25 protein-coding genes and 1 pseudogene are annotated in these 25,317 nt (G+C 57.2%); 11 read left to right on the top strand and 15 right to left on the bottom strand.

Going from position 1 to position 25,317, the window contains the following annotated elements; translation table 11 throughout:
- Positions 1-6: 6 nt before the first annotated feature.
- On the bottom strand, positions 7-816 hold the full coding sequence (locus tag K5K95_RS26135) for a TniB family NTP-binding protein (protein WP_218473725.1): 810 nt from the start codon (positions 814-816) through the stop codon (positions 7-9).
- Positions 817-889: 73 nt separating this feature from the next.
- Positions 890-2,737, bottom strand: a complete 1,848-nt coding sequence (locus tag K5K95_RS26130; protein WP_222586765.1) for a Mu transposase C-terminal domain-containing protein — start codon at positions 2,735-2,737, stop codon at positions 890-892.
- A 293-nt stretch (positions 2,738-3,030) separates the two neighbouring features.
- Between K5K95_RS26130 and K5K95_RS26125 the strand changes: the two genes are divergently transcribed.
- Entirely contained in the window at positions 3,031-3,909 is an 879-nt protein-coding gene (locus K5K95_RS26125; protein ID WP_222586764.1) for a hypothetical protein, read from the top strand.
- On the opposite strand, the gene K5K95_RS26120 is transcribed toward K5K95_RS26125, so the two are convergent.
- The 3 genes and pseudogenes from K5K95_RS26120 to napE all read right to left on the bottom strand — a co-directional run bounded on the left by K5K95_RS26120 (position 3,906) and on the right by napE (position 5,469).
- Entirely contained in the window at positions 3,906-4,256 is a 351-nt protein-coding gene (locus tag K5K95_RS26120) for a hypothetical protein (RefSeq protein WP_222590432.1), read from the bottom strand. The genes K5K95_RS26125 and K5K95_RS26120 overlap by 4 nt on opposite strands.
- 595 nt (positions 4,257-4,851) lie before the next feature.
- Positions 4,852-5,222: pseudogene (locus K5K95_RS26115) on the bottom strand (integrase); the annotation flags it as partial.
- Positions 5,223-5,301: 79 nt separating this feature from the next.
- On the bottom strand, positions 5,302-5,469 hold the full coding sequence (gene napE / locus K5K95_RS26110; protein ID WP_046027232.1) for a periplasmic nitrate reductase, NapE protein: 168 nt from the start codon (positions 5,467-5,469) through the stop codon (positions 5,302-5,304).
- Between the two features lie 319 nt (positions 5,470-5,788).
- On the opposite strand from napE, the gene K5K95_RS26105 reads away from it, so the two are divergent.
- The 10 genes from K5K95_RS26105 (at position 5,789) to K5K95_RS26060 (ending at position 17,811) form a co-directional block, all read left to right on the top strand.
- Positions 5,789-6,232, top strand: coding sequence for a CopD family copper resistance protein (locus K5K95_RS26105; RefSeq protein ID WP_046027234.1), 444 nt, complete (start codon positions 5,789-5,791; stop codon positions 6,230-6,232).
- A gap of 116 nt (positions 6,233-6,348) precedes the next feature.
- Complete coding sequence (locus K5K95_RS26100; protein WP_222586763.1) at positions 6,349-7,692, top strand: coproporphyrinogen III oxidase; 1,344 nt, start codon at positions 6,349-6,351, stop codon at positions 7,690-7,692.
- A gap of 22 nt (positions 7,693-7,714) precedes the next feature.
- Positions 7,715-9,103 carry an oxygen-independent coproporphyrinogen III oxidase gene (hemN, locus tag K5K95_RS26095; RefSeq protein WP_046027236.1) on the top strand — a complete coding sequence of 463 codons (1,389 nt, stop codon included), beginning with the start codon at positions 7,715-7,717 and terminating at the stop codon, positions 9,101-9,103.
- Between the two features lie 161 nt (positions 9,104-9,264).
- The gene (gene nosR / locus K5K95_RS26090) at positions 9,265-11,382 is read left to right on the top strand and encodes a transcriptional regulator NosR (protein ID WP_409999740.1); all 2,118 of its coding nucleotides are present in this window, start codon (positions 9,265-9,267) and stop codon (positions 11,380-11,382) included.
- A 53-nt stretch (positions 11,383-11,435) separates the two neighbouring features.
- Positions 11,436-13,358, top strand: coding sequence for a TAT-dependent nitrous-oxide reductase (gene nosZ / locus K5K95_RS26085; RefSeq protein WP_409999739.1), 1,923 nt, complete (start codon positions 11,436-11,438; stop codon positions 13,356-13,358).
- 26 nt (positions 13,359-13,384) lie between these two features.
- Positions 13,385-14,674, top strand: coding sequence for a nitrous oxide reductase family maturation protein NosD (locus K5K95_RS26080; RefSeq protein WP_222586760.1), 1,290 nt, complete (start codon positions 13,385-13,387; stop codon positions 14,672-14,674).
- On the top strand, positions 14,671-15,594 hold the full coding sequence (locus K5K95_RS26075) for an ABC transporter ATP-binding protein (protein WP_046027240.1): 924 nt from the start codon (positions 14,671-14,673) through the stop codon (positions 15,592-15,594). Before K5K95_RS26080 ends, K5K95_RS26075 begins: the two co-directional genes overlap by 4 nt.
- Complete coding sequence (locus K5K95_RS26070) at positions 15,591-16,421, top strand: ABC transporter permease (RefSeq protein ID WP_222586759.1); 831 nt, start codon at positions 15,591-15,593, stop codon at positions 16,419-16,421. Before K5K95_RS26075 ends, K5K95_RS26070 begins: the two co-directional genes overlap by 4 nt.
- 32 nt (positions 16,422-16,453) lie before the next feature.
- A complete protein-coding gene (locus K5K95_RS26065) occupies positions 16,454-16,957 on the top strand; it encodes a nitrous oxide reductase accessory protein NosL (protein ID WP_222586758.1) in 504 nt (167 codons plus the stop codon).
- Between the two features lie 110 nt (positions 16,958-17,067).
- Positions 17,068-17,811, top strand: a complete 744-nt coding sequence (locus K5K95_RS26060) for an SDR family NAD(P)-dependent oxidoreductase (RefSeq protein ID WP_222586757.1) — start codon at positions 17,068-17,070, stop codon at positions 17,809-17,811.
- Between the two features lie 184 nt (positions 17,812-17,995).
- On the opposite strand, the gene K5K95_RS26055 is transcribed toward K5K95_RS26060, so the two are convergent.
- The 10 genes from K5K95_RS26055 to K5K95_RS26010 form a co-directional block, all read right to left on the bottom strand.
- Positions 17,996-19,489 carry a nitrite reductase gene (locus tag K5K95_RS26055; RefSeq protein ID WP_222586756.1) on the bottom strand — a complete coding sequence of 498 codons (1,494 nt, stop codon included), beginning with the start codon at positions 19,487-19,489 and terminating at the stop codon, positions 17,996-17,998.
- The gene (gene cobA, locus K5K95_RS26050; protein WP_222586755.1) at positions 19,486-20,325 is read right to left on the bottom strand and encodes a uroporphyrinogen-III C-methyltransferase; all 840 of its coding nucleotides are present in this window, start codon (positions 20,323-20,325) and stop codon (positions 19,486-19,488) included. Before cobA ends, K5K95_RS26055 begins: the two co-directional genes overlap by 4 nt.
- A gap of 70 nt (positions 20,326-20,395) precedes the next feature.
- Positions 20,396-21,574, bottom strand: a complete 1,179-nt coding sequence (gene nirJ, locus K5K95_RS26045; RefSeq protein ID WP_222586754.1) for a heme d1 biosynthesis radical SAM protein NirJ — start codon at positions 21,572-21,574, stop codon at positions 20,396-20,398.
- 26 nt (positions 21,575-21,600) lie between these two features.
- Positions 21,601-22,104: an Lrp/AsnC family transcriptional regulator gene (locus tag K5K95_RS26040; protein WP_222586753.1), complete on the bottom strand. Its 504-nt coding sequence runs from the start codon at positions 22,102-22,104 to the stop codon at positions 21,601-21,603.
- Positions 22,079-22,522: an Lrp/AsnC family transcriptional regulator gene (locus K5K95_RS26035; RefSeq protein WP_222586752.1), complete on the bottom strand. Its 444-nt coding sequence runs from the start codon at positions 22,520-22,522 to the stop codon at positions 22,079-22,081. The genes K5K95_RS26040 and K5K95_RS26035 overlap by 26 nt, the downstream gene beginning before the upstream one ends.
- Positions 22,515-23,030: an Lrp/AsnC family transcriptional regulator gene (locus tag K5K95_RS26030; RefSeq protein ID WP_222586751.1), complete on the bottom strand. Its 516-nt coding sequence runs from the start codon at positions 23,028-23,030 to the stop codon at positions 22,515-22,517. Before K5K95_RS26030 ends, K5K95_RS26035 begins: the two co-directional genes overlap by 8 nt.
- On the bottom strand, positions 23,027-23,485 hold the full coding sequence (locus tag K5K95_RS26025; protein ID WP_222586750.1) for an Lrp/AsnC family transcriptional regulator: 459 nt from the start codon (positions 23,483-23,485) through the stop codon (positions 23,027-23,029). The genes K5K95_RS26030 and K5K95_RS26025 overlap by 4 nt, the downstream gene beginning before the upstream one ends.
- Position 23,486: 1 nt before the next feature.
- Positions 23,487-24,665, bottom strand: a complete 1,179-nt coding sequence (locus tag K5K95_RS26020; protein WP_222586749.1) for a cytochrome D1 domain-containing protein — start codon at positions 24,663-24,665, stop codon at positions 23,487-23,489.
- Positions 24,662-24,985 (bottom strand): c-type cytochrome, encoded by a 324-nt coding sequence (locus tag K5K95_RS26015; RefSeq protein WP_222586748.1) that lies wholly within the window; start codon positions 24,983-24,985, stop codon positions 24,662-24,664. Before K5K95_RS26015 ends, K5K95_RS26020 begins: the two co-directional genes overlap by 4 nt.
- A gap of 16 nt (positions 24,986-25,001) precedes the next feature.
- Positions 25,002-25,316, bottom strand: coding sequence for a c-type cytochrome (locus tag K5K95_RS26010; protein ID WP_222586747.1), 315 nt, complete (start codon positions 25,314-25,316; stop codon positions 25,002-25,004).
- Position 25,317: the final 1 nt, after the last annotated feature.

The following is a 25,317-nucleotide window of genomic DNA, read 5'->3' as shown; positions in this document are numbered from 1 at the left end:
TGAATTTCATCGCTTTTTATGGCGCAATAGAGAAACTCCATATTTCGCAGCTAAAAATGGAGCATTATCTATAATGGGGAGAGTGATCTTTTCTAACCCTAACGATATAGCTTCGGCAGCGCATACCTGAATGATTTTTACCACGTTATCCATGACGCCATTCGCGTGCTTGAGTATTGCAGTAGCCAAATCTTGACTGTGCAAGAATGACGGAAGTTTTAATGGAAGAGTGCGTTCATACGCGGCAATAAATGCCCTAAAATCTTCATCCAATTTCCACTTTTCTAACGGCCATTGCAAGTAGCGCCTTTCTAATTGAGGGTCTAGACGGAGAGCTTCGCTGGCCTTGTCTACGCCAAAAGCAAAGACACAAAGATTGTATTGATCGCCGGACAAATTTTTTAGTAATGAAAGATTAATTTTCTGTTGCATTGTCGATAAGGTTACAGCGTCATGAATTTCATCAATGACAATCCCCTTGACATTATTTCGCTCGACGGTACGCGCAAATTCTTTGGAAGCATTATATCCGCTGTACTTTTTGGTTACCTCCATCCCGAATGCCTCCAATAGAAGCTCCCTGAGATTATAGTTATTCGGGTTTTGCCTGAAGCTCATAAATACCAATTTTTCGGTTTGATTTTTATTTGATTCTTTTACGCGATTTATGATGCTTGTTTTTCCATAACCTCCGCTGCCCCATACCAACATACATGGTGCTTGAACCTTGTTTTCAGTCCGAAGCATAAAGTGCATGGCATTCATTATTGCTTGGGCGTTGGGGTATTCAATGAATACATCTTGCAGGCATATCATGAGTCGTTCTTCTGTGGAAAGGTCTAATAAGTGGCGTCTGGATTGACGTACGTGGCTTGTGTCTGTTGGTTGATTAGTCATTTTGGTCGAATAGTTGGGGGATTAATGAGAAGTTTACTTCCGGTTCCGAAGCGACTGAATCTTCGCAATTGCTAATATGGACATTCCACACGGCGTTAGGAATTCCATGCTTATTTCTGTCTCTGTGATGCATAACTCCCTCTTGGTGTGCTTTTGCTAATTTGGCACTGCGTGTGTCGCGCTGGCTATTTTTTACCAATGCATTATTGGTCCGAATCTGCCTGAGTGCGTCGTCATCAGTTACTGTGCCGACTGGTATCTGCTTATTGAACTCACGGTCGCAGCGGTAGTCTTCGTAACTTGAAAACTCACTAACTAAAGACACTTGCGGAACTCGCACATACACCCCTTCGATATTGACCCATACTACGGTCAAATCAAACGGATCGAACTTTACAATTACCTTGCCTCTTCCTTGGACTCGATTTAATTTTGGCGTGTAATATCGCCTAGTATTGAGTGTTATTCCATTGTTTCTCACGGGTTTTATTTTTTCTGGTAAGAAATCCAAATAGAGCGTTTGCGGATTTACGACCAATTCGGGCGTAGTTATTTGCTTTTCGCGAAATGCCTGTTCCCATGCATCTTTTGGGGATTTTTTTAACTGAGAATGAACGGTGCCGTGATAGATAAGCACTTGTCCTGCGAACCAGGTGCAAAACTCCTTAAAAGTTAAAGCAGAATGTTTTTCACTGTCATAGTCACCGCGCTGCTGTGTGTTGGAGAAGGTAGTTCCTGGTAGAAAATGCACTGCAGAGGTCATGAAAGTCCCGATCAAACGTTCAATATGACCGCCCATATGCTTTTTGCCAATGATTCGCCACTCGGGATTTATTTTATATTTGCGCAATGTAGCTTCAAGTATCGGAGATCGAAATTCAGACGCGTTATCCATCAACAATCTTTCGGGAAAACCAAAGTATGGATAATGATTTGATTCACTAGCTAACTGAAAATAACCATTGCTTTTAGGGAGGATTGCCATTCCCATTGCTTGCTGAACAGAGATAAGTGAAGGAGCAAACATTGTCAGGTAATAACCTAGGATGACGCGCGTGTGCACGTCTATAATTACTGTGAGCCAAGGTCTTCCTATAACTTGCGTGCGATCATGTTCTGCGCGAAGTATTAAATCTACTCGTGTGTGGTCCATTTGTGCTACTTGAAGAGGGCAGTCTGTAAAGACGATTCCAGGGCGAGATTGATAGATCTGATTCGTCGCATCACTGCCGTGCTTTTTTAGAAATGTTTCTTTTTCATCTATGCTCTTGATTATTTTTTTTACAGTTGCAAGACTTGGGCACATCAACCCAAGTGCATGGCATGCACTTTGTACTTGCCGCCATACATTTGCGTACGAAGCTGATTTTCCGTGATAGTGTTTGTCATAGCATTCTTTAATGACGTGTATAGTTTCAGTATCAGTTCGCATACTGCCTGGTTGAGGGCCGGGATTATTTTTTATTAGTGTGACGGGGCCTAAGTCTGGGCTGTACCTTTTAACGAGTTCATAGAATGCGCTTTTTTTTACGCCTAACAATGATGCGGCGTCTTTTGCTGTACGTAATTTATTAATAAATAATTCAATAACGGATGACCTTTCGCCCGCTAGTATCATTTGCGAGGCGCTGCGTTCCGTTATGTGAGTTACGTTACGTTTATTGTATTCAGCGCTGTCGCGAGATTGTGGGATAGGTTGGATATTCGCGAGATCGACTACTGATACGGTCCCAATACCATATTCAGTGACCGTAACGGTTCCCTGCGATCCTACCTCCATTACTACGGATAACTTACCATTGGCCACCACAAGGTGACCGCACTCAATTGCGATCCTCAAAAATATCTCCCTTTAGGGCCTTTACCTTTCAAGTTGATGCTCGGCACTAAATGTGTACGGTACGGTCTGTATTCACCGCACCATTGATACCGGCCCCGTCGGCGAAATACTATCGATCGACCGTGCATGATTCCTAGGGTCTAACAAAAAAATGACTCTCATGTCCGAACTCAATAAATACAGGGGTTTGAAGCACGAAAAAGTTTGTGCATTGGCGACGTGAAGAAAGCCTTGATTCGGTACGGTGGATTGCAGAATGATACTCACGCATTTTATGAGGAAGTGGCATTCAAATGGGGCGTAAGAACAAAACACTTTTGCAGACGCTGAAAGCAGCGGTCTTAGCTGAAAGACTTACAGAACTTGCGGGCATCCAACCCAATGGTTATCAATTGTCACGTTGGTATGAACGGAGACTAGGACTTGCCCATGGTTCGCAAGAGAAGCGCTCATGGGACATGTTTTTAAAAGGCCAAATGCCTCAGCATGACAAACTGGCGATAATTATCGATTTAGAGCCGAAATTGCGCGACTTATTGAACCATCCATTCTGGATGATTATGGACGAATCAAGTGCTCACCTTGATATTCACCAAGTGCTCCAGAAGGAGGTATATCCAGCAAATAAATTATATTTGAAAGTTCTTTGGGATGACTTGAGCTTGATGCCTGTACTAGATCGCATCACGTTCCTAGTGGCCATGATAATTTTTCCAAAACCATACGAAATATGGACTGCATACATCACCGATTGGCTAGCTGAGAGCTATGCTCAGCTTATTTTAGAGTCGTTATGGAAGCCCTTCGCTGATTTTTTATTGGAAGTAGTGATGGTGCGGTGTGAAAGCAATCAAGCGTTTTCCCCTACACGATTATGTTCATCTATCAGTGCGGAAAAACTTCAATCGTGGAGCATTGTCTCTGAGGATTATGCGACGTACCAATCCGGCCAGGCTCCCACAGCATGGGCGGCGTGGTGCAGCGCCATCTGGCGCCTCAATTGGTCCGAGCGAGAATTATTTATGCAATATATAAATAATCGTGCCTCATTCCGTTCCGGCGACAAAACATCTCCTGAAAAGAAAATTTATAAACGAGTGCGCGACCTACGATACAAACTCCTACAAAAAAGTCCGAAGCTAACAATCTGCGTTTTAGATCGCTATGTTTAAATTTTTGCCGTGACATTCAATGCATCAATGACCTGTCGTTGAAAATATTTTAATGAGCTAAGTTCATTTTTTACCTTAATATTTTCTTGTTTCAGGTCTGCAATTATTTTGCAGAGCTCGTCTATTAGTTCTGGGTATTCCTTGGTAGTGCCATATTTGTGCAATATTTTTAGCAGGCGAGCGAAATCGTTGTGCTGACTCCATAGACTCGATGAATCCTGAGATTGGAATTGACCATTGTTTATCTCCTCGTTAGATTTAGAGCGTTCCGCGGATTGATTTAGTTCTTTAGATTTTAAAGCTCGTAGGTGTTTAACTATCGTGGTTTTTGAACCGTGATTACCCATTTCTGTACGAACCGCTTCCAGCGTCGCTTTTACACCTTTTTTTCCAAACTTATTAATGCCCGTTTAACTAAGGCTTCGCTAATAATGGGCTTCATGACCTAATCCACTACAAAATTATAAAAGCAGCTTATCATATGCGCATTTCTGCGCGAGTGGGAATCGATATCCGGGCTGCGTTGATCCCTAGCGTCGTGATAACTAAATTTGCATCTGGTCCAGTTCTGGGTGATGGCTAATGTAATGCATTTTTAGCTGTTGCTGATGGAGTAGTGTAACGCGCATGTTTCAGATTACAGTATCTCCTCTCTTTTTAGGTTCCTCCGTTAACAGGCGTACCCCACGCATGACTGGAATCACCTCTAAGCAGATGAAGCCCTGATCTCGTTTCGAGGCAACTGTTAACAAATGTACGCTCTTTGATTTGAGGCGCGTAATAGTCATCTCGCGCTTGGGTTTCACCCGTGAGGATCTTAATAGTCACCTTTCAGAGCTAAATGCTAGCAGCCTCGTGCCCAACAGAAGACTCTAGCTGGCAACCTTTCCGCGCTTGCGAACGCCCTAGGCATTTAGAAATCTGTCAGAGATGTTATCGGTGTCGATGCGATTTACCGAGCACTGAAAGACGATGGCTGACCGTGTTGAACGCCAGCGACCCCAACCTGGCCTTGACCCGGGCGGTGACGAGTGCCGCGTCGATTGACGGGGGTAGCAGGAGCGCCCAGCCGCCGTCGGCCAGCGGCCGTGCCAGATGGTCAACGACAAACTGAATCGCCACCGCCGGCGGCAGCGGCGCGTTGCTCAATGCCTGGCCATAACGCAGTTGCAGCCAGGCCGAGCAAATAGGTGAGGGCGCTGCGGTAACTGCGCACGGTGTTGGCCGCGGTGCCGGCGGTGATAAAGGCCGCCGCCGCTTCCTGGGCATTGAGTGCGAGGAAATGTGGGGTCGAGCGGGGTTTCGTCGACCAAAGTTAACTGATCAGGCTGGCAATATGCAGGGCGTCGTCCATGTGCAAGCTCCAACAGGCTTTTAAGAAAAGGCTATTAGTCAGTTGGGTGGTCCCGGTGGGCCGTACAACATTTGGAAAAACCAGACGATGAAGCCGTAGCCGCCGACGATAGCGACCGATAGCAACGGAAAGAGGCAGACGACAAGAAAGAGAAACAGCCGGGTTTCCTTGCTGCGTTCAGGTTTGCGTTCTTCAGCCCATGACATTGGGGAATCTCCAGCCGAACCTTCGTTCATACTAGGTCACGATGTTTAGGCAGGCCGCCTATCGGGTATTTCTCTCGACCAACGGTAAAAACGATCGCTCCTGCGCGCTCGATAATAGTCCTGTCATACTGAGTGATCGTCCCCCCTGGCTTGCCTCCCATGTTCTTCTGAACTGGATGATGCCGCCCGGTGAGTATGGGTTTTGTGGCTTTCTTGATCGATGTCAACCGTATGGATCGGACGGCTCTGTAGTCTCCAGAGACCGACATCCCGTGCGCTTGTGCCATAACGGGTTGCCTTGACTCAAGGCGAAACCACCATGATCTATCCGCTGATTCTGACCTTGCACCTGTTTGCCGCGCTGATCTTCATCGGCACGGTGTTCTTCGAAGTCCTGTTCCTGGAAAGCATCCGCAAACAGTTACCCGCCAGGGTGATGCTGCTGGTGGAGCAGGGCATCGGTCGCCGGGCTCGCTCGCTGATGCCGTGGGTGCTGCTGGTGTTGTTCGGTGCGGGGCTGGGCATGGTCTGGTTACGCTACTTGCCAGCCCTGGCCTCACCACTGACCTCATCGTTCGGCACACTGCTGGCGTTGAAAATCGCGGTGGCCGTGAGCGTGCTGCTGCATTTCCTCGGCGCCATGTTTTTGTTTAAAAGCGGGCGGATGAGCCCACGATACCTGCACTTCATCCATGGCAGCCTGTTCTGCCACATGGTCGTTATCGTGCTGCTGGCCAAGGGAATGTTTTACCTGACGTGGTAATCGGGGCTGACCGGTGGTCCGTTGTGCAGACACTTTGCTTGCGCTTGACGCAAATCAAGGAGCATTGATGGTTAAACCCGGAGACTGAAAGTCCGCAGCCAGTCTCGGAGACCGTCATGCTCGATTTATTTCACAGCCCAGGCGAGATCGCTCGGTGCGATCAAGGAGTGCTTGACCCTAACTGTCATGCCGACACGCGAAAATTTCATGACGGTATTGGCTCTCTGGACCTGCTTCGTGCACTGCGCGTCAGCCGCCAGAAGTGCCGTCCGCTGTCCCTGAACGTGCAACTGCCTTCCAGTCTCAAGCCGTCTTCATGTTCCCCGCGTGATATCGCTGGTGAGCACAACGGTATTGAGCAATATCTTCAGCATCTGGAACGTGAAATCGACCTCGTCGGTTGTCACCTCGGCGCGGAGCAACGGGTCGAGCAGTTTCATCTAGGGGGTGGAACACCCACGCCTGCCCATCTGCAACGGTTGATGAGTCATCTGCGTGGCCGGTTCAATTTTCTCGAACACGAAGGCGGCGACTATAGCGTCGAGGTAGACCTTTACCACACCGACTGGTCGACCATGGGATTGCTGCGTGACCAGGGATTCAATCATGTGAGCATCGGCGTGCCGGATATCGACGCCGACTGTGACAGATCGGTGGCCTGCTACCAGAACCCAGCGCCGATCCAGTCGCTCATGGATGCCGCGCGCACCTTTGGTTTTCGATCCATCAACGTCGATCTGGGCTTCGGCCATGCCTGGCAGACGCCTGACAGTTTTGCGCTGAAGCTGGCGAGCATTATCGAGCTGGAGCCGGACCGGCTGATGGTGTTCGATTATGCCCGGCCACCACGGCGCTATCGTCCGGTGCTCGGTGACAAAGTCAGAGAGCTGTGCAGCAAGGACGATAAAGGCGCGATGCGCCAGATCTGTTTCGAACAATTGCTTTGCGCGGGTTATCACTACATCGGTCTGGGGCAGTTTGTCCGGCCTGATGATGATCTGGCTGTCGCTCAGGAGCGAGGCCGGTTACGCCGTACCTGTGAGGGCTTCTCCCGTTATGGCTATTGCGATCATGTTGGATTTGGCTTGGGCGCCATCAGCCAGATCGACGATTTGTACACGCAAAACACCGACGAGATTGAACGCTATCAGCAGCAACTGGACATGCGGCAATTGCCGACGTGTCGAGGCTGGCGCTTCGAGGCGGGGGATCAGATCAAGCAAATGGTCATGGAGCGTCTGGCCTGTGATCAGGAGCTGGATATCCGCGCCATCGAGCGGCGCTATGGTCTGGTTTTTTCAAAGTACTTCTCCACCGTCTGGCCATTGCTGGAGCAATTGAGTCGGGACGGGTTGATCGAATTATCAGACCGTTTCATCAGCATCCTTCCCGCCGGTCGGCCGGAAGTGGATGCCATCTGCAACCTGTTTGAAAAGGATTTGGGCGGTGCGAAGCATTAACCCCATTGCGAGTTGATCGATCATGAACACGACATTTGATTTCAATCGCGCCCTAGTCGAAAAATACGACCGCCCGGGGCCGCGCTATACCTCTTACCCCACGGCCCCCCAGTTTCATCAGGCGTTTGCCGTTGACGACTATCAGCGTGCTGCCCGTGACAGCAATCAGGTGGCCGCGCCGAAACCGTTGTCTGTGTACATCCACATTCCGTTCTGCAAAAGCCTTTGTTACTACTGCGCCTGCAACAAAATCATTACCCAGAAAGCCCATCGCGCCGTTGAGTACCTGAAGTACCTCAAGCGTGAAATCGCGATGCAGGCGGCCTTGTTCGAGGGCGCGCGCAAACTCACTCAGTTGCACCTGGGGGGCGGTACGCCGACCTATTTGACCAGCGAGCAGCTGGCAGACCTGATGGACTGCCTGCACCAGGCGTTCAACATGGATGACAGCGATGACCATGAGTTTTCCATCGAGGTCGACCCGCGCACCATCAGCACCGAGCAGATTCAATCGTTGCGCCAGTTGGGCTTCAACCGCCTGAGCTTCGGCGTGCAGGATTTCGACCCCGACGTGCAGGCGGCGGTCAATCGCCTCCAAAGTGAGGAGCAGATTTATGCGCTGGTCGCGGCGGCGCGTGAAGCGCAATTCAAGTCGATCAGCGTCGACCTTATCTACGGTCTGCCTCTGCAAACCGTACAGAGTTTCGACGTCACCCTCACCAAGATCATCGCGCTGCGCCCGGACCGGATTGCCGCCTACAGCTACGCGCATTTGCCGGAGATGGTCCGCGCGCAACGGCTGATTCGCCCCGCCGACATGCCGCCACCCGAGCGCAAGCTGGAATTGCTCGAGCTGACCATCCGCCGTCTGACCGAGGCCGGTTACGTCTATATCGGCATGGATCATTTCGCCTTGCCGGAGGACGAGCTGGCGCTGGCTCGGGCCAATGGCACCCTGCAGCGTAACTTTCAGGGCTATTCCACCCATGCCGACTGCGATTTGATCGGCCTAGGGGTGTCGTCGATCGGCAAGGTCGGCGACAGCTACAGCCAAAGCGTCAAAGAGCTTTCGCAGTACTACGCGCGTATCGATCAAGGGTTGTTGCCGGTGCATCGCGGTTACCGCTTGAACGCCGACGACCTGCTGCGCCGCGAGGTGATCAGCGACCTGATGTGCCATGGACGTATCGCGTTCGACAAGTATGAGGCGCGGCATGGCATTCGCTTCACCGAGTATTTTGCCGAGGCGCTGGCGCAGCTGGGCGAGCATGTGCGCGATGGGTTGCTGCAGATTCACCGCGACGAATTGGTGCTGTTGCCACGAGGGCATTTGATGATGCGCAGTGCCGCGATGGCGTTTGACGCCTATCTGGGTGGTGAGCAAAAAGGTCAGTTTTCACGCACGGTTTGAGGCAGCGTGTGCTCAATGGACTCAAGTTGATCTCAATCAAGGGCAGGGGGCGCAACGCTCCCTAACATGACCGAAAGCCCTTTCGAATCAGCGAGCCCATGACAATCCATCAGCCTTCGATACACGGCAACCTGCGCGCCTGGGGCGTCGGGCTGGTGGTCATGCTGACACTGATGCTCGCCACCTTCGAGGCGGTGCAAGCCAAGCAGTACGGCGACATCGAGCAGCAGCGCATCGAGAAAACCTTCCCTCAGACCGATTCCGTTTCCGCCCCCGAAGGCCGGTTCAAGGTGCGCACACTGTCCGCCGCCGGCAAGGTCATCGGTTATGTGTTCCAGAGCCTGGACGTGGTGGATATTCCGGCCTACTCGGGCAAACCGATCAACACCCAAGTGATTCTCGACACGACCGGCACGATTCAGGATGCCTATGTGCTGGAGCACCACGAGCCGATTCTGTTGATTGGCATTCCTGAGGCAAAACTTCACGGCTTCAGCGCCAAGTACAAAGGCATCAAGGTCAGTCAGCGGGTCGTCGTCGGCCATTCCAGCGACCCGAACGCCGTCACAGTCGATGCCATCGCCGGTGCAACGGTCACCGCCATGGTAGTGAACGAGGTCATCATGCGCGCCGCCCATGAAGTGGCCGTATCGCTCAAGCTGGTCGAGGACTCGGCCGGTGTGGCGCGCAAGCCCGCCATCGTGCGCCAGGACTATTTCGAGCCTGCCACCTGGGAACAACTGACCGGCAACGGAGCCATCCGCCGCTTGAACCTGACCCGTGGCCAGGTCGATGCCGCCTTCAAGGGTACCGAAGCTGAAGGTCTCGACAATGCGCCCGCCGATCAGGTGGATGAGACCTTTATCGAGCTGTACACCGCCGACCTGAATCCGCCGACCATCGGCCGCGCGCTGCTGGGCGACAATCAATATCGCTTCCTCATGCAAGACCTCAAGCCCGGCGAGCAGGCCATCGCGGTGCTGGGTCGTGGGCTGTTTTCCTATAAGGGCTCGGGGTATGTGCGCGGCGGGATTTTCGATCGGGTGCAATTGCGTCAGTTCGGCAACGTCATCAGCTTTCGCGACATGGACCATCAGCGGCTTTCCGACGTGTTTGCCAAGGGCATGCCGGAATTCACTGAGATGTCGATTTTCATTGTGCGCGAACCGGCGAAGTTCGATCCGGGATCGCCCTGGTCTCTTGAGCTATTGGTACGTCGCCAGACCGGCCCGGTCAGCGGCACGTTCAGCAGCTTCGAACTGGCCTATCAATTGCCCGAGCCCTACCTTGAACGGCCACTGCCCAGCGCCGAAGAACTGGCCGCCCTCGAGGAAGCCAGTCGGCCAATGTGGTTGAACATCTGGTACCAGAAACACTTCCAGATCGCCGTACTCGGCACCGCGTTGCTGCTGCTGACGGCGATCCTGTTTTTGCAGGATAAGTTCACCCGCCGGCCGCATTTTCTACACTGGCTGCGTCGCGGTTACCTGGTCTTTACCGTGGTGTTTCTTGGCTGGTATGCGCTGGGGCAGTTGTCGGTGGTCAATGTCCTGACCTTTGTGCATGCGCTATTCGAGCACTTTCGCTGGGAGCTGTTTCTCACTGATCCGCTGATCTTCATGCTCTGGGTCTTCACTGCAGCGAGCATCCTGCTGTGGGGCCGCGGTGTGTTCTGCGGCTGGCTGTGCCCGTTCGGCGCCTTGCAAGAGTTGATCAACGAGGCCGCACGCAAGCTGAAAATCCCTCAATACGAATTGCCGTTCGCGGTGCATGAGCGCTTGTGGGCGATTAAATACATCATTTTGCTGCTGCTGTTCGGCATCTCTCTGGAGTCGATGTCCACCGCCGAGCTGTTCGCCGAGGTGGAGCCGTTCAAGACCGCCATCACCCTCAGGTTCGACCGCCAGTGGTGGTTCGTGCTCTACGCCGTGGCGCTGCTGGTCATCAACCTCTTCACGCGCAAAGTCTATTGCCGCTACATCTGCCCGTTGGGTGCAGCGCTGGCGATTCCGAGCAAATTTCGCCTGTTCGACTGGCTCAAACGCCGCAAGGACTGCGGTACGCCTTGCCAACTGTGCGCCAAGGAATGCGAGATCCAGGCGATTCATCCCGACGGCCGGATCAATGCCAACGAGTGCCACTACTGCCTCGATTGCCAGATGACTTACCAGAACGACAACAAATGCCCGCCGCTGATCAACAAGCGCAAGAAGCGCGGCAAAGCGGCCCCCGCCGTTGTGCAACTGATACCTGTCGTGGAAGTGACCGCTCTGGAATGAACCCCGCGAGCGCCTGTCCGCAGTGACCGTTTTTATCCCTTCAAGGAAAACACCTGATGAACGACACAGAATCCAAAAAAACCACTGAAGTGCCGGAAACGACCGGCTTCAGTCGTCGCGGCTTCCTGGGCACCAGTGCGTTAACCGGCGCGGTACTGGCCGGTGCCACGGCCATAGGTGGCGCGGTCTTCACCCGTGAGACCTGGGCGGCGGCGGCCAAGGACGCGCAACTGAAAACCCACGTCGGGCCGGGCGAACTGGATCAGTACTACGGTTTCTGGAGCGGCGGCCATCAGGGTGAAGTGCGGATCATGGGCATTCCGTCGATGCGTGAGTTGTTGCGCATCCCGGTGTTCAACGTCGATTCAGCCACCGGCTGGGGCCTGACCAACGAAAGCAAACGGATCATGGGCGACAGCGCCCATTTCCAGAATGGCGACTGCCACCACCCGCATTTGTCCATGGTCGACGGCAAGTACGACGGCAAGTACCTGTTCATCAACGACAAGGCCAACAGCCGCGTCGCGCGTATCCGTCTGGACATCATGAAGTGCGACAAGATGCTCACCGTGCCCAATGTGCAGGCGGTTCATGGCCTGCGCCTGCAAAAGGTGCCGCACACGAAGTACGTGTTCGCCAATGCCGAATTCGTCATACCGCACCCCAATGACGGCAGCACCTTCGACCTGCAGGACAAGAACAGCTACACCATGTTCAACGCCATCGATGCCGAGAAAATGGAGATGGCGTTCCAGGTCATTGTCGACGGCAACCTGGATAACACCGACGCCGACTACACCGGCAAGTACGCGGCGTCGACCTGCTACAACTCGGAGAAGGCCTACGACCTGGGCGGCATGATGCGCAATGAGCGCGACTGGGTGGTGGTGTTCAACATCGAGCGCATCGAAGCGGCGATCAAGGCTGGCAAGTTCATCACCTTGGACGGCTCCAAAGTCCCGGTGGTTGACGGCCGCAAAAACGAGGGCAAGGACAGCGCGTTCACGCGTTACATCCCGGTGCCGAAGAACCCCCACGGGATCAACATGACGCCCGATGGCAAGTACTTCATTGCCGCCGGCAAACTCTCGCCCACTTGCACGATCATCGCCACTGCGAAGCTGGATGATCTGTTCGACGACAAACTCAAGGACCCGCGTGACGCGGTGGTCGGCGAGCCGGAACTGGGTCTGGGCCCGCTGCACACCACCTACGACGGCCGCGGTAATGCCTACACCACGCTGTTTATTGACAGCCAGGTGGTGAAGTGGAACGTCGAGGAGGCGATTCGCGCTTACACCGGCGAGAAGGTCAACTACATCAAGCAGAAACTCGACGTGCAGTACCAGCCGGGCCACAACCATGCGTCGCTGACCGAAACCCGTGAGGCCGACGGCCAATGGCTGATGGTGCTCAGCAAGTTTTCCAAAGACCGCTTCCTGCCGACCGGCCCGCTGCATCCGGAAAACGATCAGTTGATCGACATCTCTGGCGAAGAAATGAAACTGGTGCACGACGGTCCGGCGTTCGCCGAACCCCACGACTGCGTCATGGCCCGTCGCGACCAGATCCGGACCAAAAAAATCTGGGACCGTAACGACCCGTTTTTTGCCGAAACCGTGGTCATCGCCGCCAAAGACGGGATCAAACTGGAAACCGATAACAAGGTCATCCGCGACGGTAACAAAGTCCGCGTCTACATGACCTCGATGGCCCCGGCCTACGGCCTGCCGGAATTCACCGTCAAGCAGGGCAACGAAGTCACGGTGACCATCACCAACATCGACCAGATTGAAGACGTGACCCACGGCTTTGTCATGACCAACCATGGCGCGAGCATGGAAATCAGCCCGCAGCAGACGTCCTCGATCACCTTCACCGCCGACAAGGCTGGCCTGCACTGGTACTACTGCAGCTGGTTCTGCCATGCGCTGCACATGGAAATGGTCGGCCGCATGAAGGTCGAGAAGGCCTGACATTGCCCATCGACAGGAGCCAAGCAATGACTGATAGCAAGGGAAACCCGGTGAAGGTCATTGCGCTTGCGCTCCTGCTGATGTCCGGCAGCGCGCTGGCGGTGCAACCCATCACCACGTTGCCGTTGACGGTGGACGCCGAGCAACGCTGGCACCTGCCGGCGGGGGACTACCGTGGCTCGTTCAGTGTCGATCAACCGATGCAGATTGTCTGCGAGCCGGGCGCGGTATTTCAGGGCGAGGGGCAGGGCAACGGCTTGATCATCAGTGCGCCGGATGTCGGTATCGAGGGTTGCACGTTTCTGGACTGGGGGCACGACCTCACCGCCATGAATGCGGCGTTGTTCATCCAGCCCAAGGCCCATGGCGCGGTGATTAAAGGCAACCGCATGCAAGGCCAGGGTTTCGGTATCTGGGTCGACGGCACTCAGGATGTAAGCCTGATCGACAATCGCATTCAGGGTGATCCGACAATGCGCTCGCAGGATCGTGGCAACGGCATTCATCTGTATGCGGTGCATGGCGCCAAGGTCATTGGCAACCAGGTGCGCGACACCCGCGATGGCATCTACATCGACACCTCTAACGGCAACCTGCTGCAGGGCAATACCCTGGAAGACCTGCGCTACGGCGTGCATTACATGTTCGCCAACGATAACCAACTGATCGGCAATATCACCCGCCGCACCCGCACTGGCTATGCCTTGATGCAAAGCCGCAAGCTCACGGTGATCGGCAATCGCTCCGAACAGGATCAGAACTACGGGATCCTGATGAACTACATCACTTATTCAACCTTGTGTGACAACTTCGTCACTGACGTGCGCGACGGCTCGACCGGCGACAGCATGATCAGCGGTGCCGAGGGCAAGGCGCTGTTCATCTACAACTCGCTGTTCAACAGCATCGAACACAACCACTTCGAGCACAGCGCCGTGGGCATCCACCTCACCGCCGGCTCGGAAGATAACCGTATCGCCGACAACGCTTTTGTCGGCAACCAGCGGCAGGTCAAATACGTCGCCACCCGCTTGCAGGAATGGTCAGCGGATGGCCGGGGCAATTACTGGAGCGATTACCTGGGCTGGGACCGCAACAACGACGGCCTCGGCGATATCGCCTACGAACCCAATGACAACGTTGACCGTCTGCTGTGGCTGTACCCGCAAGTGCGGCTGTTGATGAACAGCCCCAGCATCGAGTTGCTGCGCTGGGTGCAACGGGCCTTTCCGGTGATGAAATCGCCGGGGGTGCTGGACAGCCATCCGCTGATGAAGTCATCCACTCAAACCCTGATCCAGGAGCCCACCTCATGAACGTCATCGATATCGAAGGCGTCAGCCAGCGTTATGGGCACGCCACGGTGTTGCATAAGCTCAACCTCAGCCTGGCGGAAGGTGAAGTGCTGGGCTTGTTCGGGCACAACGGCGCGGGCAAGACCACCAGCATGAAACTGGTGCTTGGCCTGCTCCAGCCCAGCGAAGGGCAGGTCAGGGTGTTCGGCCGTTTACCCAGTGATCCCCACGTGCGGCGCTTGCTCGGTTATCTACCGGAAAACGTCACGTTTTACCCGCAGCTGAGCGGTGTTGAGACCTTGCGCCATTTCGCGCGACTCAAAGGCGCCGCGTTCTCTCAAGTGGACGAACTGCTGGAGGAAGTCGGCCTGGCCGGTGCGGCGCATCGACGGGTCAAGACCTACTCCAAAGGCATGCGTCAACGCCTGGGGCTGGCGCAAGCGCTGCTCGGCGAGCCGCGTTTGTTGTTGCTCGACGAACCGACGGTCGGCCTCGATCCCATCGCGACCCAGGACCTGTATCGGCTGCTCGATCGCCTGCGCAGCCAGGGCACCAGCATCATTCTTTGCTCCCACGTGTTGCCGGGCGTCGAGGCGCACATCAACCGCGCCGCGATTCTGACCCAGGGCCGCCTGCTGGCCCTCGGCAGTCTGCGCAGTTTGCGTGAGGAAGCCGGATTGCCGACGCTGATTCGCGCCAACGGCCTCAAGCACGCCGGGCCCTTGCAGCAACGCTGGAACAACGCCGGGCACGTCACCGAGCGCTGGGGCGTCGAAGGGCTTGAAGTGGCCGCGCTCAATAGCAGTAAGGTGGGGCTGTTGCGCCAACTGTTCAATGAAGACGAACCGGCCGACGTGGAAATCCATCAGCCATCGCTGGAAGATATTTACCGCTACTACATGAGCCGGGCCGGTGCGGCGCCGATCGGGGAGGCCGTATGAACGCTGTCTGGAACATGGCTCGCAAGGAATTCAGTGATGGTTTGCGCAATCGCTGGTTGTTGGCGATCAGTGTGTTGTTCGCGGTGCTGGCCATCGGCATCGCGTGGCTGGGCGCCGCGGCTTCCGGGCAATTGGGTTTCACCTCGGTGCCGGCCACTATCGCCAGCCTCGCCAGTCTGGCAACGTTTTTGATGCCGTTGATTGCGTTGCTGTTGGCCTATGACGCCATCGTCGGCGAGGACGAAAGCGGCACGTTGCTGCTGTTGCTGACGTACCCGTTGGGTCGCGGGCAGATTTTGCTGGGCAAGTTTGTCGGCCACGGGTTGATCCTGGCGCTGGCGACACTGATCGGTTTCGGCTGCGCCATGCTGGCCATCGCGGTGCTGGTGGACGATGTCGAACTGAGCCTGCTGCTCTGGGCTTTTGGCCGGTTCATGGCGTCGTCGACGTTGCTGGGTTGGGGCTTTCTGGGACTGGCCTATGTGCTGAGCAGTGTGTCGGCCGAGAAATCCACGGCGGCCGGGCTGGCGTTGGGTGTCTGGTTCTTCTTTGTGCTGGTGTTCGACCTGGCACTGCTGGCGCTGTTGGTGCTCAGCGAAGGGCAGTTCAACCCCAAAGTGCTGCCCTGGTTGCTGCTGCTCAATCCCGCTGACATCTACCGCTTGATCAACCTCTCCGGTTTTGAGCCCGGCGCGGGCACCACGGGTGTGCTGACCCTGGGCAGCGATTTGCCGATGCCGGGCTCGATGCTCTGGCTGTGCCTGTCGCTGTGGGTGGCGGCGCCATTGGGCTCGGCCTGGCTGTTGTTTCGTCGCCGGGCGACATGAATTTTCACTTTGGTTTTTAGGAGCAGTTGACGATGAATACGTTTTATCTGACGACGATGCGCGCGGTGGCGGGCCTGATGATGTGCCTGTTTCTGACGGCCTGTGACAACCCGGCGCAAGCCACCTACAGCAATGCGGCCGCAGCCTTTCATCCCAGTGATGAATGCCACGTCTGCGGGATGATCATCAACGGATTCCCCGGACCCAAGGGCGAAGTCGTCGAGCCGAACGGGGTCAAGAAGTTCTGCTCCACGGCAGAAATGATCGGTTGGTGGTTGCAGCCGGAAAATCATCATGGCAATGCCAAACTGTATGTCCACGACATGGGCCGCAGCCCGTGGAACGCGCCGGATGACGCGCACCTGATCGATGCCAAAGACGCGTTTTACGTGGTCGGCACCCAACTCAAAGGCGCCATGGGCGTGGTGCTGGCGTCGTTCTCCAGTCGTGAGGCCGCTGAAAAGCTTGCCGCTGAACAGGGCGGTCGCTTGCTGCGCTTCAGCGAGATCACTCCGGCGCTGTTGCAGCAACACTAACGCCGTAGAGAAAATCTGATCGCCGTCAAGTCGGTATTTCTTCATCTGCTCAAAGATAGGGGCTCGCTATGTCCCCAGTGCTTGGCATCCGTGATGCCCAGGAGTAAATGATGAAAACCGAGTTTCAGGATCGTTTGGCGGTGGTCACGGGTGCCAGCTCCGGGATTGGCCTGGCACTGTGCGCCGCGCTGTTACCGCGCGGCGTCAAGGTGCTGGCGATGTCACGGACCCTGGGTGAACTGCCGGCGTTGCAGCAGATCTACGGCGAACGGTTGCAATGGTTTGCCGGGGACGTCACGAATCAGCAAGACCTGCGCGAGCTGGCCGAGCGCGCTGCGGCGATTGGCCCCGTGGACTATCTGGTGCCTAACGCGGGGATTGCCGAAATGGCTGACAGCCTGGATATGCAGGCCTTTCAGCGCCAGTGGGCGGTCAACGGTGCCGGGGCGTTGAATACGCTGGCGGCGTTGCGGGGTGAATTGGCGAGCCCGGCTTCGGTGGTGTTTGTCGGGAGTTTTCTGACCGGTTCGAGCTTTCCGGGGTTGGCTGCGTGCATTGCCAGCAAGGCTGCGCTGGCGGCTCAGGCGCGGACGCTGGCGGTGGAATTTGCGAGTTTTGATGTGCGCATTAATCTGGTCTCGCCGGGGCCGACGGCTACCTCGATGTGGGATCACTTGGGGTTGAGCGAGGGGGAGCTTGGCGATGTTGCAGACACGCTTGGTAAACGTCTGTTGCCGGGGCATTTTCTCGATGCGGCGGCAGTGGCCAATGTGATTGTTTTTCAGCTGTCGCAGGGTGCTCGGGGTGTTTACGGGCAGGACTGGAAAGTCGATAACGGATACGCCTTGGGTTAAAGGGCGAAGACAAACCTGTGGCGAGGGAGCTTGCTCCCGATCGGCTGCGTAGCAGTCGTAAAACCAGCGCCTGCGTTTAATCTGAATGTACCCAGTGACGGATTGTAGGGGCGCTGCGCGCCCCAGCGGGAGCAAGCTCCCTCGCCACAAGTGCGATGTATATTTCGGTATTGGGGCACAAGGCCTAATGCGAAGTCCCCTCGGCAAACTCAATCTTGTTCCCCACGTTGTACTTGCCCGAAGGCTTGTTCATTGGAATGCGTTTGATCTCCTTGAGGGTGTCGCTGTCGTACACAATCAGCGCGCCATCGGTGGCCCAGATGCTCAGCAGCAGGTAACGACCATCACGGGTGAACTCAACGTGTGCGGCGGTCTTGCCGGGCATCGGGCGCAAGGTGTGGGCAATTTCCAGGGTCTGTTTGTCGATCAGGTGGATCGCATCGTTGTCGGGCCCGAAGAACACGTCGGTCCAGGCATACCGTGAATTGACGTGACTACGCATGAAGAAACCCGGCCCCAGGGTCGGGATTTCCTTGATCAGTTTCCAGGTCTTGAAGTCGATGACTGAGATCAGCCCCTTGCTGATATTCGGCGTGGCGAACACCCACTCGCCGTTGCGTTTCCAATAAGTCCCCGAGCCCAGATGCGGCATGCCCGGCAGCGGGATGTCGGTGACCACCTTGCCGCTGTCGAGGTCGATGACCTGGCCGCCCTGGGCCTTGCGCGACGTGGCCAGCAGCTGTTTGTAGTCCGGTGAAAAAGAGAAGTCGTCGAGAAAATCCCCGGCCGAGATCCGCCGTGGTTGGATATCCGGTGTGCCGGCCCAGGACAGTTCCCAGACTTCCTTCACGTCCTTGAGCGCCACGATAAAACTGTCGCGCGGCGGGGCGGAGTAGACCGCGCTGACCCGTGACTCGGTACCGTCCTCACCGATGGCGGGAATGGTTTTGACCAGCGACAGATCGCGGGCATCGAGCACTACAAGATTGCCGGGCAAATAGTTGCCCACCAGCACCCAGCGTCCATCCTTGCTCACCGCCAGGTTGCGGGTATTGAGGCCGGCGCGGACTTCGGCGATCAACTTCAGGTTGTGCAAGTCATACAGGCTGATCCAGCCGTCACGGGAGGCGAAGTAGACGAAGCGTCCGTCCGGCGAGAACTTCGGCCCGCCATGCACGGCGAAGTGCGAAGCAAACCGCGCCAGCACTTCAAAGCGGTCGCCGTCGAGGATGTCGATGTGATGGTCGCCGGCTTCCACCACCACGAACAGGTTCAGCGGGTCGGCGCCATGCTGGGGCGTGGTGGGCAGCTTGCTGAGGTCCGCGAGAATCGAGTGACTGCCGCGAATGTCGTCATTGCTCCAGGTGGGCGGGGTGGCGGGCGGTTGCTGAAGGTAGTCCACCAGTGCGTCGATCTGTGCGGGGCTGAACACAGTGGCATACCCGGCCATTTGGCTCGCGGGGCGGCCGTTCTGGATCACGCTGCGGATTTCATCAGGTTTGATCCGGCTGAGGCTCTCCGGCAACAACGCCGGCCCCGCACCGCCGAGACGGTTAATGCCGTGACAGCTCTGACAATGTTGCTCATAGTTTTCCGCCGCTTGTTCAAGCGCCGGAACCACTGCGCCGGCCTGAGCCGCGCTGATCCATAACAGGTGGGCAAGGAGCATGCGCCTCATATCGCCACCTTGGCGCGGCGTTGCAGTGCTTGGGCCGGGTAAAGCCGCGCCGGGTATTCCAGCTGTTCTGCGGCAAACAGATCGACCACTGTGCCGATCACCGTCAGCGTCGGAATCCCCGGCGGACAATCCAGCGCCAGGGTCGGCAATTGGTGCAGCTTGCCACGGGCGACGTGCTGGTCGGGGCGCGTGCCGTTGCTGATCAGCGCCGCGGGTGTATCAGCCGACATCCCTGCTTCGATCAAGCGTTGAGCGATGATCCCCAGGTTCGACAAGCCCATGTAAAACACCAAGGTCTGGCTACTGTCGGCGAGGCTGCTCCAGGGCAGCGACAACTCGCCATCACGCTGCAAATGGCCGGTAATGAACCGGCAGGAATTGACCAGGTCGCGGTGGGTCAACGGTATGCCTGCGTAAGCGCTGCAGCCCGACGCGGCGGTAATGCCCGGCACCACCTGACAGTCGATGCCGCGTTGCAGCAGGTACTCCAGCTCCTCGGCACCGCGACCAAAAATGAACGGGTCGCCGCCCTTGAGCCGGACCACGCGCTGCCCTTGATCGGCGAGGTCGGCCAGCAGTTCGTTAATCTGTTCCTGGGGCAGGCTGTGGCAGCCGCTGGCCTTGCCGACGTAATGGCGGGCGCAGGTCAGGGGAATCAAGGTCAGCAGTTCGGGGCTGATCAGCCGGTCGTAGACCACGGCGTCGGCCTGCATCAACAGGCTCCAGGCGCGCAAGGTCAGCAGGCGTGGGTCGCCGGGGCCGGCGCCGACCAGGGCAACTTCGCCCGGCCGGAACGGTGACTCAAGTGAGGCCGGTATAGCAATCGATGGAGGCATGGGACGTCCTTGGTGCTTCATCAGGTTGCCCGGCTCCAACCTTTGTCAGGTGGTTGGCCGGACGGGCTATTCAGTGGGTGATGCAAGGGATGGTGGGTAATGGCGGCAGACCGATTTCGTCATCGCTGAGATGGCACCCGGGGTCCTGGCCCCATAGATCACCCTCGGCCCAGGCGCGTGTGCGGGTGTTGCCATTGCAGATGGGCAACCAGCGACATTGCGCGCAACGACCGCCGACGGCGCGGGGATGTTCACGCAGGCGCAATAGCAAGGCATCCGGCCGATCCAGCCACAACGCGCGGAACGGCGTGCGCCGGACATTGCCCACCGAGTGCTGCCACCAGTAGGTGTCCGGGTGCACTTCACCGGTGTTGTCGATGTTGGCAATGCCGCTGCCCGACGCGTTGCCACCCCATGCGCGGAGCATTTTTTCCAGTCGTGGGTAATGCTCCGGAAGACGAAGTCCTGCCCATTGCAGCAGCAGAATGGCGTCGGCATCGTTGTTGCCGCTGACAAAATCGCTGTCGCGGCCCTGTTGAATGTCTTCCCAGGCGCGCTCGAAGATCAACGTCATCGCCTCGCGGCTCATCTGCTGGTGCGCGTCGAGTTTGCGGCTGCGTTTACCGCGTCCGCTGTAGTTGAGGTGCGACAGGTAAAACTTTTGCACGTCGTACTCGCGCATCAGCGCGAGCAGTTGGGGCAGTTGCGGGTGGTTCTCCTGGGTGAGGGTGGTGCGCAGCCCGACGCGAATGCCCTGTTCGCGACAGAGCCGGATCGCGTGCATGGAGCGGGCGAAGCTGCCCTTGAGTTGTCGGAAGGCGTCATGGGTGGCTTCCAGGCCATCAATGCTGATTCCGACGTAGTCGAAATTCGCCGCGCTGATCTGTGCGATGTTCTGCTCATCGATCAGCGTGCCGTTGGTGGACAACGCCACAAAGAAACCCTTGGTCCGGGCGTAGGCGCTGAGCACAAACAGATCCTCGCGCAGCAGCGGTTCGCCACCGGAAAGAATCAACACCTTGACCCCAGCATCGTGCAGGTCGTCGATCACGGTCAGCGCGGCGGCCGTATCCAGTTCGTCGCGAAAGACGCTGTCGGCCGAGGTGGCGTAGCAATGTTTGCAGGTCAGGTTGCAGCGTCTGAGCAAGTTCCAGATCACCACCGGCGCCCGATTACTGCCCGGTGGACTGGTTCTCGGCGCAGGCGACTGGCCGGCCAGTGCACGCAGGTATTGGCTGATCCTCAACATGCCACTCTCCTTGAGTCAGGGTGTGTTCAGCGCGAAGCGGGCGGCAGGCGCAAGCCGGTTTTTTTCAGGATGCGGCTGCTCACCAGCATTTCGTCGGCCCCACAGGCGTCGCCCAGCAAGTAGCGCAGGTGCTCGCGGTAGCCGTTGATTTCATCGCTGCTGCGGCCATGAACCATGGCGAACAGGTTGTAGCGCCATTCGGTTCGGCGCGGACGGCGATAGCAGTGGCTGACAAAGGGTTGCGCGCCGATCAGCGCGCCCAGGCGCGGCATGTCGGTGTCGCGCACATCCCAGACCGTCATGCCGTTATGGCGATAGCCCAGCCGGTAGTGATTGGGCACGGCAGCGATACGCCGAATCGCGCCCTCGGCCTGCAAGCGTTTGAGCAGATCCAGGGTGGCTTCGATGTTCAGCCCTAGCTGTTCGGCGAGCCACGCCCACGGGTCGTCCAGCAGCGGCAGACCGGCCTGGGTCAACACGATCAGACGCTGGACGAGGGTATCTTCAGGCCGGGAAATACAGACCAACATGGTAGGTCTCCTCTTTGGGCAGGTTGAGCAGCGGCAGGCCGGTCAGGGTTTCTATGCGAAGAAGGGTCTCGGTCAGGTCATGTTCAGTTGCGCAGGCGAGCACGAACCACATGTTCCAGGCGTGCTCGCGTCGATAGTTGTGCGCCACTTCCGGCAGGCCCTGCAGTTGCTCGGCGACGTCTTCAAAACGTTCTTCCGGGACCGCCAGCGCGGCGAGGGTGAAGGCGCCACCCAGGCGTTCGATGTCGAACATCGGGCCGAAGCGCGTGAGCATTCCGTCATCGAGCAGGCTATGCAGCCGGCCGAGTAGTTCAGTGCTGCTGGTTTCCAGTTCGGCCGCCAATACCCGCCAGGGGTGGCGCACCAGCGGCAGGCCCAGTTGCAAGCGGTTGATCAGGCGACGGTCGAGGTCATCCATGGGTCGGTGCTCCTGTTCGCGACGGCGCAAAGCGGCCGCCGCACTGCTTGAAGACCTGGGTGCTGAACAGCAATTGATGGGGTAGGTCGCTCAGCAGATGCTCTTCAAGCAATGCCTGAATCTGCGCCTCCACCTGGTCACGTTGACGCCCGTGCACCATGCAAAACAGGTTGTATCGCCACTGCGGCAAGCGCCGGGGCCGTTGATAGCAGAGGTTAATACCGGGGGCTTGCCCCAGGCGCTGGCCGACTTCGTCGATCAGCGCATCGGGAATATCCAGCACCAGCATGGCGTTGGCGGTAAAACCCAGCGCGCGATGGTGCAGCACCAGGCCGATACGGCGAAACAGCCCTTGATCGGTCCACTGGCGCATTTGCTCGAGCACCTGGGTTTCGTCAGTCTTTATCCGCTCGGCAAGGGCCTGATAAGGGCGCGGTACCAGCGGCAAACCGGCTTCCAGGTGCCGACGCAACGCCAGCGCTTGTTGGGGGCTCAATCCGGGTTTCATGGGTTGTCTCCAAGGTCAAAGCCCAGGTCGATGCGGTAAGCGGTCAGCATCGGCAGGTCCAGCGGCATGAGACCGGTGTCGTTCTCAAGTTCCTTGAGCACACGGTCGATGTGTTGGCGATCAGGGCCGGTCAGCACAAACCACAGGTTGTAGAAATGCTCCCGTGCGTAATTGTGATTGACCTCGGGGTACTGACTGACACGATCGGCCACCTGTTGCAGACGTTCGGTCGGGACGGCGAGGGCGGCGAGGGTGCTGGCACCGGCGCGGCTGTGTTCGAACACCGGGCCGATCCGGGAAAGGGTGCCGGCCTGATCCATCTCTTGCAGGCAGTCCATCACTTGCGATTCGCGGCAACCGAGGATCCGCGCCATTTCCTTATAGGGAGCCGCGCACAGCGGCATGCCGTGCTGGAAGCGTTCGATGAGTTGGCGGCTGAGCAGTTCAAGGTTCATTTCAGTACCCCATTTTCTGCGCGCGACTGCTGAAGAAGATGCCGCTCGGCGCACTGGCGGGCAGGGTACTTAGCAACTTCAGGCTGTACGGATCCCAAACCTGAACCTGATCGCCGTCGCGTAACGACAGCCACAGTTGGTCACCGCGCGCGGTGAACTCCATGTGCAGCACCGCCGGCCCCGGCTTCAGATCCGCGACCACGGCATGGGTTTCGGTGTCGATGACCTGAACCCGGTCGTTGTCCGGGTAGGCGAAGTTGACCCATAGCTGCCGACCGTCCGGGCGCGACGTGACGAACACCGGTTGACCGGCCACCGGAATCACAGCGGTCTGCTGCCAGGTACGTGAATCCATCACCAATACCTGATGACGGCCGACGGCGGGCACGAAGGCCTGGTTGTCGGCGACGGCCCAGCCCTCCAGGTGCGGCATCTTGTAGACCGGGAGTTTCGCCTGGCCGCGTCCGTAGTCGCCGAGTACTCGCTGCACACCGCGCTCTGGATGCCAGAGGTCGAGTTGCGCCATGCCGTCTTCACCAAACAGGCCGGCCATGTAATAGCGCCCATCGGGGGTAATCAGGGCGTCGTAGGGTTGCTCGCCGATGCCGGTGAAACGGCTGATCTGCGGTGTGTTGCCGTGACTGAAATCGGCGGTCCAGATCTCGCCGGTATCGAACAGGCTGAACACAAAACGTTGTCCCGGCGCGTCGACCAGGCCGACCACCCGGGAGCGCTTGGTGCCATCGGCCAGGGGCGTCGCCGGAATATCGGCCACCTGTTGCAGGGTGTCGGCGTCGAACACCTTGACTCCGCCAGGCACGTAGTTGGACACCGCGATCAACTTGCCGTCCTGACTGATGGCGCCGCCAATGCTGTTGCCACCCTGGATGACTCGATGATCGATACGGCGGGTCAGCAAATCGATTTTGCTCAACCCGCCGTCGCGCCCGAACACATAGGCGAAACGCTGGTCACGGGAGAACACCACCGAGGCATGGGAAAGGTCGCCTAAACCCTTGAGTCGGGCCAGCGCTGTGTGGGTGTCGCTTTCGATGATTTGCACGCTACCGGTGGCGCGCTCCACGACCACGCCCAAGTCGCCGGTGCCGCGCAACGGTGGTTGAACGCAAGCGGACAACAACAGTCCGGTCGCTGCTGACAGCAAGATTGAACGGATCATGGTGCGGGATATCCCTGGAGAAGATCGACCAGCCAACGGATGTCGTCGGGGCTGAGCAACGGAGCCCAACCGGGCATCGCGGTGCCGGGCCGGCCTTGGGTGACGGTGGCAATCAGGCTGTCCCGTGACTTGCCGGCCAGCGCTGCGCGCGTCAGTTCGGGGCCCAGTCCGCCGGTCAGGTGCAGCCCATGGCAGGCGCCGCAGTCCTGGGTCAGCAGGTGTTCGAGTTGCGCCTGACGCTGGGCGTCAGGCGCCGCAACCGCGGTTGCGCAAATGAGGAGGAGGGCCGCCAGAATCACAGCGTGTCGATAAACCATCATGGCGCCCTCCAGGCGGTTATTTGAGTGTCAGTACCCAGGTCGCGAGAATTTTCGCTTCTTCTTCAGTCACCGGGTTTGCCGGCATTGGCATCGGGCCCCAATTGCCTTGTGTGCCGTTCTTGATGTGGCCGGCCAGGGTGTCCACGGCCCCGGGTACGCCACCGTTCTTGGCCGCTACATCCTTGAGCGCCGGGCCGACAATCTTGGTGTCGATGGAGTGACAGGCTGCGCAGGGTTTGCTCTTGAACAGCTCCAGCGCGTCTTGGGCCATGGCCGGCTGCGCGCTCAGCGCAGCGGTCAGGGCGAACAGTGAGAACAGAGTATTTTTCATG

The organism is Pseudomonas sp. DR48, assembly GCF_019823085.1.
In the GTDB taxonomy this organism is placed as follows: domain Bacteria; phylum Pseudomonadota; class Gammaproteobacteria; order Pseudomonadales; family Pseudomonadaceae; genus Aquipseudomonas.
This window is presented reverse-complemented; position numbering and strand designations above follow the sequence as displayed.